The 18,419-nt window shown below is 64.9% G+C and carries 19 protein-coding genes and 1 rRNA gene; 5 read left to right on the top strand and 15 right to left on the bottom strand.

Features of this window, described 5'->3' with window-relative positions:
- Positions 1-5: 5 nt before the first annotated feature.
- Positions 6-389 (bottom strand): PaaI family thioesterase, encoded by a 384-nt coding sequence (locus V6M63_RS07730; RefSeq protein ID WP_442909559.1) that lies wholly within the window; start codon positions 387-389, stop codon positions 6-8.
- A 187-nt stretch (positions 390-576) separates the two neighbouring features.
- On the opposite strand from V6M63_RS07730, the gene V6M63_RS07725 reads away from it, so the two are divergent.
- Entirely contained in the window at positions 577-1,182 is a 606-nt protein-coding gene (locus tag V6M63_RS07725; RefSeq protein ID WP_332741003.1) for an IMPACT family protein, read from the top strand.
- 4 nt (positions 1,183-1,186) lie between these two features.
- On the opposite strand, the gene V6M63_RS07720 is transcribed toward V6M63_RS07725, so the two are convergent.
- From V6M63_RS07720 to V6M63_RS07665, 12 genes are all read right to left on the bottom strand, one after another.
- Complete coding sequence (locus tag V6M63_RS07720; protein WP_332741002.1) at positions 1,187-1,552, bottom strand: DUF1304 domain-containing protein; 366 nt, start codon at positions 1,550-1,552, stop codon at positions 1,187-1,189.
- 23 nt (positions 1,553-1,575) lie between these two features.
- On the bottom strand, positions 1,576-1,977 hold the full coding sequence (locus V6M63_RS07715) for a MerR family transcriptional regulator (RefSeq protein WP_056267588.1): 402 nt from the start codon (positions 1,975-1,977) through the stop codon (positions 1,576-1,578).
- Positions 1,978-2,065: 88 nt separating this feature from the next.
- A complete protein-coding gene (locus V6M63_RS07710) occupies positions 2,066-2,956 on the bottom strand; it encodes a M48 family metallopeptidase (RefSeq protein WP_332741001.1) in 891 nt (296 codons plus the stop codon).
- Between the two features lie 8 nt (positions 2,957-2,964).
- Complete coding sequence (locus V6M63_RS07705) at positions 2,965-3,705, bottom strand: lysophospholipid acyltransferase family protein (RefSeq protein ID WP_332741036.1); 741 nt, start codon at positions 3,703-3,705, stop codon at positions 2,965-2,967.
- Between the two features lie 18 nt (positions 3,706-3,723).
- Entirely contained in the window at positions 3,724-4,308 is a 585-nt protein-coding gene (gmhB, locus tag V6M63_RS07700; RefSeq protein WP_332741000.1) for a D-glycero-beta-D-manno-heptose 1,7-bisphosphate 7-phosphatase, read from the bottom strand.
- A gap of 7 nt (positions 4,309-4,315) precedes the next feature.
- Positions 4,316-6,532: a glycine--tRNA ligase subunit beta gene (gene glyS, locus V6M63_RS07695; RefSeq protein WP_332740999.1), complete on the bottom strand. Its 2,217-nt coding sequence runs from the start codon at positions 6,530-6,532 to the stop codon at positions 4,316-4,318.
- Between the two features lie 21 nt (positions 6,533-6,553).
- On the bottom strand, positions 6,554-7,459 hold the full coding sequence (glyQ, locus tag V6M63_RS07690; protein ID WP_332741035.1) for a glycine--tRNA ligase subunit alpha: 906 nt from the start codon (positions 7,457-7,459) through the stop codon (positions 6,554-6,556).
- 104 nt (positions 7,460-7,563) lie between these two features.
- Positions 7,564-9,021, bottom strand: a complete 1,458-nt coding sequence (locus V6M63_RS07685; RefSeq protein WP_332740998.1) for a hypothetical protein — start codon at positions 9,019-9,021, stop codon at positions 7,564-7,566.
- Between the two features lie 126 nt (positions 9,022-9,147).
- Positions 9,148-10,986 (bottom strand): apolipoprotein N-acyltransferase, encoded by a 1,839-nt coding sequence (gene lnt, locus V6M63_RS07680; RefSeq protein ID WP_332740997.1) that lies wholly within the window; start codon positions 10,984-10,986, stop codon positions 9,148-9,150.
- A gap of 61 nt (positions 10,987-11,047) precedes the next feature.
- Positions 11,048-11,914 (bottom strand): HlyC/CorC family transporter, encoded by an 867-nt coding sequence (locus tag V6M63_RS07675; RefSeq protein WP_332740996.1) that lies wholly within the window; start codon positions 11,912-11,914, stop codon positions 11,048-11,050.
- A gap of 98 nt (positions 11,915-12,012) precedes the next feature.
- A complete protein-coding gene (locus V6M63_RS07670; RefSeq protein ID WP_332740995.1) occupies positions 12,013-12,750 on the bottom strand; it encodes a GNAT family N-acetyltransferase in 738 nt (245 codons plus the stop codon).
- Between the two features lie 108 nt (positions 12,751-12,858).
- Complete coding sequence (locus V6M63_RS07665) at positions 12,859-13,332, bottom strand: Lrp/AsnC family transcriptional regulator (RefSeq protein ID WP_332740994.1); 474 nt, start codon at positions 13,330-13,332, stop codon at positions 12,859-12,861.
- Positions 13,333-13,448: 116 nt separating this feature from the next.
- Here V6M63_RS07665 and hppD point away from each other — a divergent pair, with 116 nt between their 5' ends.
- Positions 13,449-14,570, top strand: a complete 1,122-nt coding sequence (gene hppD, locus V6M63_RS07660; protein ID WP_332740993.1) for a 4-hydroxyphenylpyruvate dioxygenase — start codon at positions 13,449-13,451, stop codon at positions 14,568-14,570.
- Between the two features lie 11 nt (positions 14,571-14,581).
- The gene (gene phhA, locus V6M63_RS07655) at positions 14,582-15,436 is read left to right on the top strand and encodes a phenylalanine 4-monooxygenase (RefSeq protein WP_332740992.1); all 855 of its coding nucleotides are present in this window, start codon (positions 14,582-14,584) and stop codon (positions 15,434-15,436) included.
- On the opposite strand, the gene V6M63_RS07650 is transcribed toward phhA, so the two are convergent.
- Positions 15,358-16,191, bottom strand: coding sequence for an esterase/lipase family protein (locus V6M63_RS07650; protein WP_332740991.1), 834 nt, complete (start codon positions 16,189-16,191; stop codon positions 15,358-15,360). The genes phhA and V6M63_RS07650 overlap by 79 nt on opposite strands.
- A gap of 265 nt (positions 16,192-16,456) precedes the next feature.
- Between V6M63_RS07650 and V6M63_RS07645 the strand changes: the two genes are divergently transcribed.
- Complete coding sequence (locus V6M63_RS07645; protein WP_332740990.1) at positions 16,457-17,194, top strand: FFLEELY motif protein; 738 nt, start codon at positions 16,457-16,459, stop codon at positions 17,192-17,194.
- A 56-nt stretch (positions 17,195-17,250) separates the two neighbouring features.
- Positions 17,251-18,204, top strand: coding sequence for an MBL fold metallo-hydrolase (locus tag V6M63_RS07640; RefSeq protein ID WP_332740989.1), 954 nt, complete (start codon positions 17,251-17,253; stop codon positions 18,202-18,204).
- A 98-nt stretch (positions 18,205-18,302) separates the two neighbouring features.
- Here V6M63_RS07640 and rrf read toward each other — a convergent pair.
- Positions 18,303-18,415, bottom strand: a 5S ribosomal RNA gene (gene rrf / locus V6M63_RS07635).
- Between the last annotated feature and the right edge of the window lie 4 nt (positions 18,416-18,419).

The following is an 18,419-nucleotide window of genomic DNA, read 5'->3' as shown; positions in this document are numbered from 1 at the left end:
GGGCTTCAGCCCTGGATGTTGTCGCGGCCGACCACGGCCATGAGCGTGCAGCCCATGGTGGCCACCAGTTTTTCGCGTCCGCCGTCGATGGCGTAAGCATGCCCCTCGCACACCGTGACGGTGCGCCCGGGCTTGATGACCGTGCCGACCATGCGGAAGCTCTGGCCCTGGGCGGGTGCCAGCAGGTTGATCTTGAACTCGATCGTGAGCACCGCCGCGTCCGCCGCCATCAGTGAGAACCCGGCGTAACCACAGGCCGAATCGAGTCCCGTGGCAACCATGCCGGCGTGCAGAAAGCCGTGTTGCTGGGTCAGGGGCTCAGCCCACGGCAGCGTGATCTCCACCCGTCCGGGCTTGACGACGGCGAGCGTGGCGCCCAAGGTGCGCATGGCGGCCTGGCGGGCGAAGCTCTCGCGCACGCGGGCTTCAAAGTCGGGGTTGCGGGGCTCGAAGGTGGGCAGGCTCACGGCGTTCTCGGTGCGTGGGGGGAAGCCCTGGATTCTACGTTGACGTTTACGTAAACGTCAATTTCAGACCGGCGTCGCGACCAGTGGCCAAGGCTATGCTCAAGCGGCCATGCCCTTCACCCTGACCGCCCCCGTCCACAGCGACCTGACCCTCAAGAAGAGCCGCTTCATCGGCTGCGTGGAGCCGGTGGCCGACCGCGCTGCCGCTTTGGCGCGTGTGGCCGGGCTGCGCGCAGAACACCCTGGCGCGACCCACGTGTGCTGGGCGCTCATGGCGGGCGGGCACTCGGCGGCCAACGACGATGGGGAACCGGGTGGCACGGCCGGACGGCCGATGCTGGAAGTGCTGCGCCACCAGGATCTGGAAGGTGTGCTGGCCACGGTGGTGCGCTACTACGGCGGCACACCGCTGGGCGCGGGCGGCCTGGTGCGCGCCTACACCGACAGCGTGGCCCAGGCCCTGTTGACGGCGGACAAGGTACCGGTGATCCGCTGGCAGCTGCTGCGCTGTGTGCTGCCCTACGCGCTGGAGGGCTGGTTGCGGCGCGAACTCGGCGCTTTCGGCGCCACGCTGGCCGAGGTGCAGCACGGCGACGGGGTGGACGCCACCCTGCGCGTGCCCCAGCCACGCGCTGCGGCGCTGGTGGCGCGCATCAACGACGCCGGGCAAGGCCGGGTGGTGTGGCGAAACGTCGAAGACGCCGATCCGGGCTGACCCGTCAGGCCGCGCGACTCAGATACACCAGCACCAGGCCCACGGCCGCCGGCAGCGCCTGCACGAACAGGATCTTGCGGCTCGCGGTGGCCGCGCCATACAGGCCCGCCACCAGCACGCACAGCAGGAAGAACACCTTCACGCCAAACCCCGCGGGGCCCAGCCACAAGCCCCAGAGCAGGCCAGCGGCCAGGAAGCCGTTGTACAGGCCCTGATTGGCAGCGAGCACCTTGGTGGCGGCGGCCGATGCGGGCGTCTGACCGAAGGCCTTCAGCCCGGCGGGCTTGTCCCAGAGGAACATCTCGAGCACCAGGAAGTAGAGATGCAGGAGCGCGACGAGCGCGACGACGATGTTGGCGATCAGGGACATGACAACTCCTTCAATGGACGGATTCAAGCTTTCTTTTCCACCTTGCCCAGCAGGGCGCGGGCTTCCTTTTCGTGCACCTTCACCTCGTCGAGGTTGGCCACCAGATCGGCCATCTGCTCTTCGAGCTGGCGGCGGTGGTCGGCCAGCACGGTGAGGAACTTGCGCAGCTGCGGACCGGTGTCGCGCGGGCTGTCGTACATGTCGATGATGTCCTTGGCCTCGGTCAGCGACAGGCCCAGGCGTTTGGCGCGCAGTGTGAGCTTCAGACGTGTGCGGTCGCGCGAGGTGTAGACCCGGTTGCGACCACCCGGGCCTTCGCGCTGCGGTTGCAGCAGTCCCATGTCTTCGTAGAAACGGATGGCGCGGGTGGTGAGGTCGAACTCGCGCGCCAGGTCGCTGATGGTGTAGGTCGGGTTCGTCGCCATGGGTTCGTGCCCTGTAATTGACGTTTACGTCAACGTCGGTCGGCGATCTTAACGGAATCGCCGTCGCCGGCGCCCACGCCTCGGACCGTCACTCGCCCAGAGGCACGGCCGCGCTGCGCAGCGCCTTGCGCCGCTGCGCATGGTCGGGCATGACGCTGGCCACCACGTCCCAGAACTGCGGGCTGTGGTCCATGTGGTGCAGGTGGCTGAGCTCGTGCACCACCACGTAGTCCACCATCTCCAGCTTGAGGTGGATCAGGCGCCAGTTGAGGCGGATGGTGCCGTCGGCGCTGGCGCTGCCCCAGCGTGTGCCCGCGCTGGACAGGCGCAGCTTGGTATAGCGCACGCCCAGCTGCGGGGCGAAGTGGTCCAGCCGCTGGGCGAACAGGCCCTTGGCCTGCTTCATCAGCCAGGCCTGCGCCGCGTCGCGGATCTGCGATTCAGCGGCGTTGCGCGCCAGCCCCAGGCGCAATGTGGCCAGGGCAGCGGGCGCGGCCGCGGCCTCGAACACCGCCCCCACCTGCGTGAAACCGTGCGCCGGGTCGAGCACCAGGCGCAGACGCTCACCCAGGTAGTCGAACTCGGCGCCATCGGCCCACGTGATGCGGGCCTGCGCCATCTCACCGGCGCGTTCGCGCGCGTTCTGCAGCTTCTCCAGCACCCAGGCCGACTTGTCGTGCAGCAGGGCTTCGACCTCACCCACCGGCGTCCAGCGCGGCGCACTCACGCTCAGGCCGTCCGGGCTCACCGACAGGCCGATGGTGCGGCGCTTGCCGCGCTTGAATTCGTACGCCACCTCGCACGAACCCAGCCGCAGCATGCGGTTGGCGCGTGGGTGGTGCCAGGCCGCGGGCTGGAACACCTGGCTCATCGGCAGTGCCGGTGCAGCGGCCACCACCGGCGGCGGGGGAGCCGGGCGCAGTGGCTCGGGATCGGGTCCACCGAGGAAGTCGAGCGCCAGCTGGAGGAAGCGCTGCATGGCCAGCCTCAGCCCTGGGGGTAGGCCGTGGGGTCGAGGCGGCGCATTTCCGCCTCGATCCAGGCCTCGACTTCGCGCATCAGCTCATCGGGCTCACGGCCCGCGCTGGGAATGGGCTTGCCGATGGAAAACTCCACGGTGCCGGGCTTCTTGATGAAGGCCTTGCGCGGCCAGCATTTGGCCGAGGTCACGGCAATCGGGATCACCGGCGCGCCGGTCTCCACCGCCAGGCGCGTGCCGCCATTCTTGTAGTTGCCCTTCTGTCCGCGCGGGATGCGGGTGCCCTCGGGAAACATGATCACCCAGGTGCCCTGGTTGAGCAGGCGCTGGCCCTGTTCCACCACCTTGTTGAAAGCCTGGGCGCGCTTGCTGCGGTCGATGTGGATCATGTCCATGCGGCCCATGGCCCAGCCGAAGAACGGCACGTAGAGCAACTCTTTCTTGAACACGTAGGCCAGCGGGTGGGGCATGAGGGCGGGCATGCAGAAGGTTTCCCAGGTGGACTGGTGCTTGACCAGCAACACCGCGGGCGCGGTGCTGCCCACGGGCAGGTTCTCGAACCCGATCACGTGGTTCTTGATGCCCAGGATCACCGTGCCACCGTTGACCGCCAGCTTGAGCCAGCCGGCGCACATCCAGTAGATCTGCGTGCTGTTGAGGAACGGGGCGGCGATCAGCACCGCGAGTGCCCATGGCACCACCGTCACTGCCATGAACAGCGTGTGCAGGATCGAACGAAGAAGGTTGATGAGAAGCATGAAAACCGTTCAGGTCGTGGGTTGCGCGAGCAGCCAGTCGACGAACACGCCGAGGTCGTCGTGTACGTGGGTGCCGGGCGGCAGGTCGGGTGCCAGCGCTGAGAGATCGCCGCCCGAGCCCTGGCCGACACGGCCGCGCAGGTGTTCGGACTGGCCGGTGAGCAGCAGGTGCGCGGGACAGCCGGCGACGGCCGCGGCGCGGACATGTCGCAGCGCATTGCCGGCCGCCGGAACCGTCGCCAGGGGCACGCCGAAACGATCCCCGATCTGCTTGAACAGCCCCGGCAGCGGCTTGCGGCAGCTGCAACCTTCGTCGGGTGCGTGGGGGCAGAAGAACACGGCCTCCACGCGAGCACCCGCGGCCGCCAGCTGACGGTGCATCTTGGCGTGGATGGCGTTGAGCGAGGCCATGTCGAACAAGCCCCGCCCGATGCCGGACTGGTTGGTGGCCAGCACCACGCGCCAGCCCCCTTGGTTGAGCCGCGCCACCGCCTCGAGCGCACCGGGCAGCGCCTCCCACTCGTCCGGCGAGGCGACGTAGTCGTCGCGGCTGCGGTTGAGCGTGCCGTCGCGGTCGAGGATGAGGAGTTTCATGGCGGGCTCAGGTGGCGAGGCGCGACAGATCGGCCACGCGGTTCATGGCATTGTGCAGTTCGCGCAGCAGGCCCAGGCGGTTGGCCTTGAGCGCGGGGTCGTCGGCGTTGACCATCACGCCGTCGAAGAAAGCGTCGACGGGTGCGCGCAGCGCGGCGAGCGACTGCAGGCTGGCGGTGTGGTCGCCGACGTCGAACCTCGCGTTGGCGGCGGGCACGGTGGTCTGCATGGCGGCAAACAGCGCCTGCTCGGCGGGCTCGACCAACAATGCTTGCTGAACCGCAGCGCCCTCGCCTTCGGATTTCTTGAGGATGTTGCCGATGCGCTTGTTGGCGGCGGCGAGAGCCGGGGCTTCGGGCAGGGCGGCGAAGGCGCGCACGGCGGCCAAACGCCTCGCCACTTCACCCAGGCGTTGCGGTTGGAGTGCCAACACCGCATCCACCTCTTGCGAGGTGTAGCCCTGCTCACGCAGGCTTCCGGCGAGGCGGTCGAATATGAAGCTCTTCAACTCCAACCCAGTCGACTTCTCAACACCGAAGTGCTGATTCAGAGCGTACAGGTAGTTTTCGTCAGCATCAGGCGGCATCAGTTCAACGGGCACAAGCCCACTGCCACCCGGCAAAAGTTGCTCAACAAACGGGCGGGCAGCCAATGCAACCAGGCGATTCAAGGAAAGCGGCAAATCCTTGTCGACCAACATGCGCACAACCCCCAGCGCATGCCGGCGCAGCGCAAACGGGTCCTTGTCGCCGGTGGGCAAATTGCCGATCCCGAACATGCCGACCAGCGTCTCCAGCTTGTCGGCCAGCGCCACCACCACACCCACGTTGCTGCGCGGCAGCTCGTCGCCCGCAAAGCGCGGACGGTAGTGGTCTTCGATCGCAAACGCGATGTCTTCGGTCAGGCCGTCGTGGCGCGCGTAGTAGCCGCCCATGATGCCCTGCAGCTCGGGGAACTCGCCCACCATGTCGGTGAGCAGGTCGGTCTTGGCCAGTTGCGCGGCGTTGTCGGCGCTCTTTGCCAGCACATCACCACCGAGCTGCTGGCCGATCGCGCGCGCAATCGAGCGCACCCGCTCCGTGCGCTCACCCTGTGTGCCCAGCTTGTTGTGATAGACCACCTTGCCCAGGCCTTCGACGCGCGAGGCCAGCGTCTTCTTGCGATCCTGGTCAAAGAAAAACTTGGCGTCGGCCAGACGCGGTCGCACCACGCGCTCGTTGCCGCCGATCACCGCGCTGGCGTCGGTGGGGCTGATGTTGCTGACCACGAGAAACTTGTTCGTCAGCTTGCCCTGTGCGTCAAGCAGCGGGAAGTACTTCTGGTTCGCCTTCATCGTGAGGATCAGGCATTCCTGCGGCACGCCGAGGAACTGGCTTTCGAATTCGCAGATCAGCACGTTGGGCCGCTCCACCAGCGCCGTCACTTCATCGAGCAGGGCGTCGTCTTCGATCGGCCGGCAACCGCCGCCCACCTTTGCAGCGGCTGCGGCCAGCTGGCGGACGATCTCGGCCTTGCGTTCGGCGAACGAGGCGATCACCGAGCCGTCTTTCAACAGCGTGACTGCGTAGCTGTCGGCGTCCTTCAACACCACCGGCGACACCGCGGCTTCAAAGCGGTGGCCTCGTGTGCTGTTGCCCGAGGTCAGCCCCAAGGCCTTCACCGGCACCACGGTGCTGCCGTGCAAAGCCACCAGTCCGTGCGCCGGCCGCACAAAGTTCACGCTGCTCCAGCCGGGCAGCTCGCAATCGGTCTCCAGCTGGTAGCTCATGACCTTGGGAATGGGCAGCTTGGCGAGCGATTCGTCCAGCGCTTTCTGCAGGCCTGCGGCCAGCTCAACGCCGGGCGCCACGCTCTCGTAAAACAGCGCCTCGGCCTTGCCGTCGGGTGCACGCTTGAGGCCGGCCACCGCCGACGCATCGGCACCGAGCGCGCCCAGGCGCTTGAGCAGCGCGGGGGTGGGCTGGCCGCTGGCGTCCAGGCCCACGCTCACCGGCATGAGCTTTTGCGACACGGCCTTGTCGGCCGCTCGGGCCAGCACACCGGTGACGTGCGCGGCCAGGCGGCGCGGCGAGGCGAAGGCCGTCACCACCGCGTCGGCGGGCGCCAGGCCCTGGGCCTTGAGCTGGTCGGCCAGCACGCTGGCGAAGGCATCGCCGAGTTTCTTCAGGGCCTTGGGGGGCAGCTCTTCAACAAACAGTTCAACGAGCAGGTTCTGTGCAGTCATTCTTGTTCTTTCTCCGGGCGCTCACGCAACCTTCTTCGTCATCTGGTCCACCCACTCACGCGGCGCCATGGGGAAGCCCAGGCGCTCCCGGCTCTCGTAATAGCTCTGGGCCACACCGCGCGCGAGGTTGCGGATGCGGCCGATGTAGGCGGCGCGTTCGGTCACGCTGATGGCGCCGCGCGCGTCCAGCAGGTTGAAGCTGTGCGCGCACTTGAGCACCTGCTCATACGCCGGCAGTGCGAGCTGCTGCTCCATCAGGTGTTTGGCCTGCTTTTCGTGCGCCGTGAAGGCGGTGAAGAGGAAGTCGGCATCGCTGTGCTCGAAGTTGTAGGCCGACTGCTCCTTCTCGTTCTGCAGGTAGACGTCGCCGTAGCTCAGCGTGTCGGTCCACTTGAGGTTGTAGACGTTGTCCACGCCCTGCAGGTACATGGCCAGGCGCTCCAGGCCGTAGGTGATCTCGCCGGTGATGGGCCTGCAGTCGATGCCACCCACCTGCTGGAAGTAGGTGAACTGCGTGACCTCCATGCCGTTGAGCCAGACTTCCCAGCCCAGGCCCCAGGCACCCAGCGTGGGGTTTTCCCAGTCGTCTTCCACGAAGCGGATGTCGTTCTTCTTCAGGTCGAAGCCCAGCGCCTCCAGGCTGCCAAGGTAGAGCTCCAGGATGTTGCTGGGCGCTGGCTTCAAGACCACCTGGTATTGGTAGTAGTGCTGCAGGCGGTTGGGGTTTTCGCCGTAGCGGCCGTCCTTGGGACGGCGGCTGGGCTGCACGTAGGCGGCTTTCCAGGGCTCGGGGCCGAGCGCGCGCAGGAAGGTGGCGGTGTGGCTGGTGCCGGCGCCCACTTCCATGTCGTAGGGTTGGAGCAGGGCACAGCCTTGCTTGTCCCAGTAGGACTGCAAGGTCAGGATGATTTGCTGGAAGGTCAACATGAGGCTGGCGCGCGGGCCGCGAAGGATGGGGAAGGAGCGCGCCGACCACGGCTGCGCAAACACCCGATTTTACGGGGGTGGCCCGGCCGCCCCGCAGCGCCCGGTCACCTCGGCGGGGGGGTCTTGCCGGCAGCGGGATCGCTCTTGGCCTTGGCCATCGAGAAGTACTTGTCGAGCCAAAGACGCGCGATGTGCTTCCTGGAGATCTTCTTGAAGAAGAAGCTGATGGGAATACCCACTGATTTTGGATCCACCAACTGGGTGATGTAGTTGTCGAACGCGTTCATCAGTGTGTTGAGGTCCACCACCTTGTTGCTGCCGTGGTCGATGGTGCCCAGGCCATGCATGACGCTTTGCATCAGGCCGCTCTGCATGGCCATCTGCTGGCCGCCGCGCACCGCGACTTCCGCCATGGAGCTGGTGGTCTGGCGCGTTTCGTGAGAGGTGCCCGGCACTTTGCTGGCTGCGCGTTGTTGATCGTCGAGCAGGCTGGTCACGCCCATGCGCAGCTGCGACGAAGCAATGGAGGGGACGGAGCCGAGCACGATGAGGTTGGCATGGGTGGACACATTCTGTGTGCTCAGCAGCTTGCGCACCTGCTCCAGCACCCCTTCGTCCACGCCAAAGCCGCCGGTGGCGGCTTTCATCCAGCCGCCCAGACGCATCTGCTCCTGCAAGGCAGCCTCCTGCGCGGCGGTCGGCCCGGTGCTGCTCATCTCGTTGTTGACCATGTGCACCATGCCGATGAAGCTGGAGCCGTAGTTGGCGCCGGTCAACAGCGCGAGGCTCTTTGCGTTGGCAGCGCCTTCGGCGGCTTCGGAAACCTCGATCACCGACGCCAGGTCGGCGGTATTGATGCCATCGCCATTGGCGCCGTGCAGGCTGTTCCACACGTCCACCGCCTTGTCCGGGTCGAGTTTGATCGGCTCCAGCATGGCGGTGGATCGGTGCGTGGCGCTGGCGGTGATCACCAAGGTCCCGGTCAGGCTGTGGTTCTTGAGCTGCCGGCTGACCTGGGCGGCCACTTCCTTGGGCACGTCCTTGGTGGCGGAGCTGATCTGGGTGGCTTCCCGGACCATCTCCTCAATGCCCGAGATGGCCTCCATGCTGCTGCTGTCGTTGCTGCCGTATGAAAAGTACTGGACATCCATCTTGATGGAGTCGGCGGCCAGCGGCAGCCGCTGGACCTGCACTCCTGTGAAGTCGAGCGGGCTTTCAAGCCCCGCCACGTTCTCGATGGTGGCCACCTGTTCGCGCAACTGCTGCACGCCGGTGTCGTTGGCGATGCGCGCCGTCATGTAGTCGCGCGCGGCCTCGCTCACGTTCTGGTTGAGTTCCACAATCTTCGCTTTGAGCGCGGTGATGTCCACGCCCAGCGCCAGCAGTTCGTTGATCGTCATGCTCAGTCCGCGCCGCATGGCGATGAACGAATTCATGCGCTCGAACGCGGCATCCGTCTTGGCCTGCAGGCTCGCGATCTTCTCGAGCAGCGTGAGCAGATCGGTATTGACAACGTGTCCCAGCACCAGCGAGGGATGATCGAACGGAATGGATGACGCCATGGAAAGCTCCCTCAATGAGTCCTCACCGACGTGGTGAAGCCCTTGAGTTGTACCCACCCGCAGGGCAAAGCATCTGATGGACACGTGACCGATTTCTGCCGAATCGGTGACGGGTGCAGACCCTGCTCAGCGCCGTCGGGTGCGTCCACCACGCCGGCCCAGGCTGCGCAGCGACGCGATGACGAGCACCAGCACCAGGCAGCCGACCCACATCGGCATCAGTCCCCAGCGCGCGGTCCACTGGGCATAGGGCGTGATGCCGTTGCGCCCCTGCACCGTGGCTTCCAGTCGGCCGCGCGTGAGGCGTTCAAGCTGGTGCGTGACCACTCCATTGTGGTCGATCACGGCCGTGGCGCCGGTGTTGGTCGCCCGCAGCATGGGTCGGCCCAGTTCGATGGCACGCAGCCGGGAAATCTGCAGATGCTGATCGATGGCCACAGAATCCCCGAACCAGGCGATGTTGCTGAGGTTGATCAGCACGGTGGGGGCGGTGGCGGCACTGCCGAACGACGCCGCCAGCTCTTCGCCAAAGAGGTCTTCAAAGCAGATGTTGGGTGCAATGCGCTGCCCGGCCACCGCCCACGAGGGCTGGGCCAGGCCGCCCCGGTTGAAGTCGCCCAGGGGGATGTTCATCAAATCGGTGAACCAGCGAAACAGCGGCGGAATGAACTCGCCAAATGGCACCAGGTGGTTCTTGTCGTAGCGGTAGATCCCTGCACCGAGCGCGCCAGGCACATCGACCCGGTCTCGCTCCTTCGCTGCGGTTTCGGGATTCAAACCCCACACCGAATTGGTGTAACCCTGCTCCAGGCTGCCCAGGGGCAGGCCGACCAGGGTGCTCACCCCACCGACCGTTTGCTCCGCCAGGCTGCCGAGCAGCGGCTTCCAGAACTCGGGACCCAGCTGGTTGGGCAGCAGAGGAATGGCCGTCTCGGGCGCCACCACCAGTTGCGGCCCGGTGGTGGTGTTGGCGCGCGCAGCATCCACCGCCAGGCCGATCTGTTGCGGATACCAGGACAGGGCCTGGGCGATGCCGGTCCCGGGCTCGAATTTCTGATCTTGTGGAATGTTGCCTTGCAGCAGCCACACCCGCAGTTCACCCGCGCTGGTGGTTCCGCGGTGGCCCAACGTTCGCCAGGCCTGGCCGCCTGCGAGCATGCTCACGAGCAAGGCCGCCACCGCCAACAGCAGCAGACACGTGCGCATCAGGCCCCACCAGCCATCCGTGAGCCCCGGCACCACGCGCGCCTGCACACGCGGGCCTGGCGCCCCGGTTCGCCCGCCCGCACCGGGGCGGCTGGACGGACGGCTCACCGGCGACAGCAACCAGGTGCTCAGGCGCCGCCACAGGCCCGAGACCAGTGAAGCCAGCGCATAGGCCAGGATCGCGGCCAGGAATCCCATGCCGTACACGCCCACCAGCGGAGCCCATGGCGCCATCAGGTCCACCTGGGCGTAACCACCGGCGCCCCACGGGAAACCGGTGAACCAGTGGCCACGCGCCAGCTCGGCCAACGTCCAGAGCGATGCAAACAGCAGCGCCTGGGCGGTCCGCGAAACCGGCGCCCAGCTGCACAACAAGCCCACGGCCGCGGCGTAGTAGATGGACAGCAAGCCCGCCAGCACCAACACCGCCACAACCGCCAGCCAGGCTGGCAGACCACCATAGGTGTGCAGCGAGATGAACAACCACCAGAAGGTGCCGGACAGCCATGCCGTGGAGAACACCCAGCCCCGCCAAGCCGCCTGCCCCACACGTGTGGCGTATTGCAGGGCCAGCACCAGCATGGACAACGAAACAATCTGCCAGAAGCCACTGGGCTGGCCCGCGCTCATGCCCGGCAAGCTCCAGCCGGTGAACGGCCATGCGACGGAGGCCGCCTGCAGGACACCGCCTGCCAGGCAGATCCACCACCAGAAATACCCGCTGCCTCGGGCGCTGCGCCCTGGAGGGCGGCGGCTCATCGGGTTGAAACTCGACGGCGTGTGAAGCGATCCGAACAGGCTGCGCATAAACCGGGCGGCTTCAGAGCTCGGCCGGAACGGGCACGACTTTGAACCACTTCACCGCGCCACCCTTGGTGTGCAGCACGGTGAAGCGCAGGTCCTCGAGCTCATGCACCTCACCGCGTTTGGGCACATGACCCATGGCGTGGGCGATCATGCCGCCGATGGTGTCGAAGTCGTCTTCCGAGAGCTTCAGCCCGAAGGATTCGTTGATGCGTTCGATCGGCGTGTCACCGCTCACACGCCAGGTGCTGTCGGCCAGACCAAAGATGTCGCCCTCGTCTTCGGCCACATCGAATTCGTCCTCGATCTCACCGACGATTTCCTCCAGCACGTCCTCGATTGTGATGAGGCCAGCCACGCGGCCGAACTCGTCGATGACGATCGCCAGGTGGTTGCGGTTGCCACGGAACTCGCGCAGCAGGTCGTTGAGCCCCTTGGTCTCGGGCACGAAGGTGGCCGGGCGCAGCAGGGCACGGATGTTGAGTTCGGGAGCGCGCTGCAGCTTGAGCAGATCCTTGGCCAGCAGGATGCCGATGATGTTCTCGCGCTCGCCTTCAAAGACCGGAAAGCGCGAGTGCGCGGTGTCGATGACCAGATGAAGCAACTCGTCGTAGGGCGCATCGATGTCCAGCACATCCATGCGGGGCGTGGCCACCATCACGTCGCCAGCGGTCATGTCGGCGATGCGGATCACGCCTTCGAGCATCACCCGCGACTCGGCGTTGATGATGTCGTTGTCCTCGGCGTCGGCGAGGGTCTCGATCAGTTCATCCTTGGAGTCCGGCCCCGGGTGGATGAACTCCGCGAGCTTTTGCAGGAAACCACGTTTGTCGGCATGCCGCAGGCTGCGCTGCGGCCCACTACTGGGAGGGGATTCGGCCACTGAAGGTTGGGGGGAGTTGTAACGGTGCGAAAGGATACCCCAAGCCGGTGTCCCAGAGCAAAAAGGCGGCCAGGCCGCCACCGCGCTCGCGGGCAGCGTCAGCCGCGGACCCGCTCGCGCGCTTCGCGCACGCCCTGACGAATGTCTTGCAGCACGGCAAGCAGGCGCCAGAACTGTTTGGCCTGAACCTTGAGGTGGTAGTCGGTGAGGGCCACCTGCTGGTTGACCAGCTCGGTCATGCGCGAATCGAAATTCGCCGGTGGCAGGCGCAGGTGGGCTTCCGACTCGGAGCCGTCGCGCTCGATGATGGCGCCAGCGTGGCGCGCGATCTTGAGCATGGCGGTGTTCTCCGAGAGGGCGTGGATGAACAGCTGCGTCACGCCTTCGTTGCGAGCGTGCATCACAGCGCGTTCGAACAGCCGACTGCCATAGCCCCGGCCGCGTGCGCTCTTGGCCACCGACACGCCGAACTCGGCGCAACTGGTGTACTGCGGGTCGATCGAGAACGCCAGGTGGGCCATGGCGATCAGGTCGAGTTTGCGGTTGAAAATGCCGAAGAGTTCGTCGCGCTCGAAGTTGAGCTGATCCACGTAGCGGGTGATCTGCTCGTCGTTGGCCGCGTACCCAAAGCGCAGATAACGGTCGTGCGGCTCCAGCGACAGCAGGTGATCCAGGATGCGATCACGTTGGCCGGGGCCGATGGATCGGATGGGCACCACCACGCTGGTGGTCGGAAAGCTGTGGTCATCGGGCGCACGCGACCCGCTCGCAGCTGCGCTGACCGGCGCCTGGGCGGGTGGTGTTGCAGACTTGAACCAACGGGTGGGATCGACCATGGCAGAACTGTAAGGGTTATCCCTATATCGACAAGGACTGAAGTCCCTAAACCCTCAGGCACCCGATGGGCGGGCAGCAAGCGACCGCCGGTCGCCTCGCGTCACGGTCTAAAGCGGCAAAGCGGTCGTGCTTTTCACGCGGTCCATCACGAAACTGGTCTTGCAATCCTGCACGCTCGGGTGCTTGAGCAAGGTATCCATCATGAAGCGTGAATAGGCCGCCATGTCGGCCACCACCAGGCGCAACTGAAAATCCATCTCGCCGGTGAGCGCCGCGCATTCCACCACCTCGGGCCACGACAGAACACTGGCGCGAAACTGGTCCATGGGGTTGCGCTTGGCGCTGCCGGCGTGCTTCTCCAGTCGCACGTTCACATGCGCTGTGAGGCCCAGGCCCACGGCTTCCGGGCGCACCAAAGCCACATAGCGATCGATGACGTGCGCCTCTTCGAGCCGGCGCACGCGCCGCAGCACAGCGCTGGGCGACAGGCCCACGGATTCGGCGATCTGGTCGTAGGTGGCGCGACCGTCGGCCTGCAGGTTGCGCAAAATGTGTCGATCGAGCTTGTCCAGTGCTTCCATCCTTTGAACTATGCATGTTTCCTGCAAGAACGACAAGTGGAGCGCCCCAAAACGCCGGAATCGTGACACGCTGCGCCGATACAGTGGCGAATCACCCTCGCCCCACGGAGACAGCCATGAACAACGCCTTGCCCACCACCGCCCAGACCGCCGCCACCGAATGGGAAAACCCCATGGGCACCGACGGTTTTGAATTCATCGAATACGCCGCACCGGACCCGGTGGCCATGGGCGCCCTGTTCGAGCGCATGGGCTTCAAACCGATCGCGAAGCATCGCCACAAGGCGGTGACGCTGTACCGCCAGGGGGAGATCAACTTCATCATCAACGCCGAGCCCGACAGCTTTGCGCAACGCTTCGCGCGCCTGCATGGACCCAGTGTGTGCGCGATCGCCTTTCGCGTGCGCGATGCCAAGGCCGCCTACGAGCGCGCCATTGCGCTCGGTGCCTGGGGCTACGCGCAGTCGGCCGGCCCGGGCGAGCTGAACATCCCGGCCATCAAGGGCATTGGCGACTCCATCATCTATTTCATCGACCGCTGGCGTGGCAAGAATGGTGCCCAAGAAGGCGACATCGGCAACATCGGCTTCTTCGACGTGGACTTCGAGCCGCTGCCCGGTGCCGAGCTCAACCCCGTGGGCCACGGTCTGACCTACATCGACCACCTCACGCACAACGTGCACCGCGGCCGCATGGACGAGTGGGCCGGCTTCTACGAGCGCCTGTTCAACTTCCGCGAGGTGCGCTACTTCGACATCGAAGGCCAGGCCACTGGCGTGAAGAGCAAGGCCATGACCAGCCCCTGCGGCAAGATCCGCATCCCGATCAACGAAGAAGGCAACGAGAAGGCGGGGCAGATCCAGGAGTACCTGGACCGCTACCACGGCGAAGGCATCCAGCACATCGCGATGGGCTCGATCAACCTGTACGACACGGTCGATGCGCTCGAGCTCAGTGGCGTGAAGCTGCTCAACACCAGTGACACCTACTACGAGCTGCTGCCCAAGCGCATCCCGAATCACGGTGAAGACGTGGAGGCGTTGAAGCAGCGCAACATCCTGGTGGACGGCGTGCCCGGCGAGCTGCTGCTGCAGATCTTCAGCGAGAACCAGCTCGGCCCGATCTTTTTCGAGTTCATCCAGCGCAAGGGCAACCAGGGCTTTGGCGAGGGCAACTTCAAGGCCCTGTTCGAGACGATGGAGCTGGATCAGGTGCGTCGTGGCGTGCTCAAGGCCTGACGGAGCGCGCCATGGCTGTTGAACCCGTCGTTTATGGGGCCAGTGACCGCCCCCCGCGCGGTGACTACTCACGCGCGCAGGTCGATTACACCTGCCCACAGAACTGGGCCTCCTACACCGAGGCCGACCATGACACCTACCGTCGCCTCTACGAGCGCCAGACCGCGCTGCTGCCCGGCTTGGCATGTGACACCTTCATCGAGGCGCTCCCCTCGCTGGGCGTGAAGGACCGCATTCCGCGCTTCGAGGAAATCAACGAGCGCCTCCGGCCCGCAACCGGTTGGGAAATTGTGGCCGTGCCCGGCCTCATCCCGGAACGTCCGTTCTTCGACCTGCTGGCCCACCGGCGCTTTCCCGTCACCGACTGGATTCGCCAGCCCGAGGAGTTCGACTACATCGTCGAGCCCGACGTGTTCCACGATCTGTTCGGCCATGTGCCGCTGCTGTTCAACCCGGTGTTCGCCGACTACGTGCAGCGCTACGGCGCGGGTGGCCTGAAAGCACACGACCTGGGCGCAGGCGAGCTGCTCTCGCGGCTGTACTGGTACACCATCGAATTCGGCCTGATCCGCCAGGCCGACGGTCTGCGCGCCTATGGCGCCGGCATCCTCAGCTCGTCAGGGGAACTGCGCCACAGCGTCACCAGCCCGCAACCGCAGCGCATTGCGCTGGATCTGCTGCGATGCATGCGCACGCGCTACAAGATCGACGACTACCAGGCCACCTACTTCGTCATCGACAGTTTCGAGGAACTGTTCACGATGACCGCACCCGACTTCGCACCGCTCTATGAGGCGGTGCGCTCGCTCGGCGAGCTCGAACCCGAGGCCACCATCGCCAGCGACTCGTCCATCACCCTCGGGTGAAACGCCAGCGCCACGTGAGGGGCCCCGGCCACCAGGCGGTTGTCGGCATCGGGCAATGTGGCCGTGGAGGCTGGAAAGACGATGTTGTCGGTGTTGCTGTACCAGCAGACGAACCGATCGGCGTTGCGCCGCGAATGGAGCAGCAGTTCGCGCGACAGCAGGTCCTGCTGCCAGTCGCAGTCGTGGCGCATCTGGCGGCCATTGTTCAGGCGGCTGAATCGGGCCAGCCAGGTCCCGCGGTGCGGCGTTCCGATCGTGATGATCCTGTCGATGCGGGCAACTGCGTCGGTTGAGCTGGCCAGCCATGCCCTGGCGGCGAGCCCACCCATGCTGTGGCAGATCAGCGTCGGCGCCTGGCCTGTCAACGCTGTGGCCCGCGCCACAGCTGCGTCCACAAGCGGCACATACTCGTCAATCGAGCCAAAGACTGGCTCCAGGTTGAGTGACACGTAGGGCACATTGAGGGCCCGCAGTCGCTTCATCCAGGGCAACCAGAACCCGCGGTTGCAGACGAACCCATGGATCAGGACCACCGCCCGTTGAGAGGCCCTCCCCTCGACGCTGTCCGGCAGTTGCCTCCAGCAAAATGGCTGCCTCCATGCAAACACGAGCGGCGCCACCCGCACCTCTTGCCACCAGGCCGCCATCCATTGGGCGGCATGGGCCCTGGGCGCCGCATCATTGAGGTTGACCATCGCGGCAGCGACCATCTCCACCGCCAGAATGACGGCATACCCCAAGAACACGGCGGCCACACCCGCCACGGCCCAAGCCGCAGAACGTGGCCCCATCCACCACAACCATGCCACGGCCACAGCGAAGGCCATCAGGACCATCGACTGCTGGAGCCTGGCGAGCGAGGAAAACATGGGACGGGTTGCAGCGGCCGAGGATGTAGTCGACGATTTCATCCTCAAACTATCGCATGCCTGCCCCCATCCTGGCCGATCACGCGATCATCATCCGCGACACTTGGCCTTGGGCTCTCCGTCTAGACTCGTCGCAAGCCTCTTGTCCCTCATGAGTGAAGATCCCACCGCCGCCAACCTGATACGAGCGCATCTGGCGCGCGTGGAGCAACTGCGTGTGCGGGCACAGGCTGAAGGACTGCAGTCGGCTGTTGACGACATCAAGCGATTGCAGGCCCTTCGGTTTCGCGCAACGTACACCGACTTTCTGGGACAGGCGCGATACGCTCCCGCCACCCGATTTTTTCTCGACGAACTCTATGGCGTGCACGACTTCATGCAGCGCGACGCCCAGTTCTCACGAATTGCCGGTGCCCTGGAGCGCTTGTTTCCCGAAGCCGTTGCACAACTGGCCGTCGACTTGGCCGAGACTCACGCGCTCACCGAGGTACTGGATCAACAGCTCGCCACACACTGGCTCACGCTGGACAGCGCGCTACCGACGGCGACGCGTTACATCCTGAGCTGGCGGTTGACCGATTCGCGGCCTGCTCGAGATCGACAACTGTCCGTCGTCCAGCACATGGGGCTTGAATTGCAACGCCTCACGCGCATGAAAAGCCTCCGGCTGGGACTGCGGATGATGCGCAACCCAGCGCACCTGGCTGGACTGGACGCATTGCAGCACTTTCTCGAAAGCGGATTTGACGCCTTCTCCGCACTGGGTGATGCGCGCGCATTTCTTGACACAATCCAAGAACGGGAGTCGCGATGGATAGCCGAGCTATTCGACCAGCCACTGGAGGCCTGCAGCGCGGCCTTGAGCCGTGAGTTGGCGCGCCAAGGGTGATCGCTGGCCACACGGCCGCGTTACAAAGTTGTTCTTCAACACAAGCGGTGCATTGAATGCTTCCCCTTCACGACAACCCCACCGTCATTTCAAACCTGGCCGAGAAGGGTGTCACCGTCTTTGAACGTGGCTGGCTTTCGTCCAACAACATCCTGCTGCAAGGCGATGGACCCAGCGCCTTGGTTGACTCGGGCTACTGCACACACGCGCAACAGACGCTCGCCTTGCTGCGGGACAACTTGCACGGACGCCCTCTGGACCTGCTGTTGAACACCCACCTTCACAGCGATCACTGCGGTGGCAACGCTCAACTGCAAAGCGCGTTTCCTGATCTGCAAATCCTGATTCCTCCAGGTCAGGCTGCGGCGGTGGCGACATGGGATCCCGTCGCACTGACCTACGTCCCCACAGGGCAATCCTGTCCCCCATTCACCCACCAAGGCGTGTTGAGCCCTGGCACCAGCATGCGATTGGGTCAGGAGACATGGGAAATACACGCCGCCAAGGGCCACGATCCGCATTCCGTGATCCTGTTTCAACGCGAGTCGCGCATCCTCATCTCAGCAGATGCACTGTGGGAGAACGGGTTTGGCATCGTCTTCCCGGAACTGGAAGGCATCGACGCATTCAACGAAGTTTCAGATACCCTGGACCTGATCGAATCCTTGGCTCCCAGCATCATCATTCCCGGTCATGGCTCGGTATTTGAGGGAATCACTGGAGCACTGCGGCGCGCCAGAAGCCGTCTCGACCAATTCACTCGGCATCCTGCCAAGCATCGTCGACATGCGCTCAAAGTCCTCATCAAGTTCAAATTGCTCGAATGGCAATCCGTATCGATTCAAGAACTCTTTGACTGGTACCGGAGCACGCCTTACATCGCCTCCATTGAACAACGGTCGAGCGCCGCTGCTGAGCACCTTCTACGTGAATCGCTTGATACGTTGATCAGCGAATTGATTGCCAGTCAGGCCCTCCGTATTGAATCTGACCGTATCTACAACATTTGAACGAACCGTCGCCTCTGAGGCAACTCTGGATTCAGATCCCCAAAAGCCCAAACCCCCAGGCACCATGAGGCACGAGGGGGTTTGGGGGCTGGGTAAGAGCCTGACGATGACCTACTTTCACACGGGAACCCGCACTATCATCGGCGCAAAGGCGTTTCACTGTCCTGTTCGGGATGGGAAGGAGTGGTACCACCTCGCTATGGTCGTCAGGCATA

The sequence above is a fragment of the Hydrogenophaga sp. genome (genome assembly GCF_036675665.1).
In the GTDB taxonomy this organism is placed as follows: domain Bacteria; phylum Pseudomonadota; class Gammaproteobacteria; order Burkholderiales; family Burkholderiaceae_C; genus Hydrogenophaga.
The sequence above is the reverse complement of the archived record's forward strand: the minus strand, read 5'-3'. Positions and strand labels throughout refer to the sequence as shown.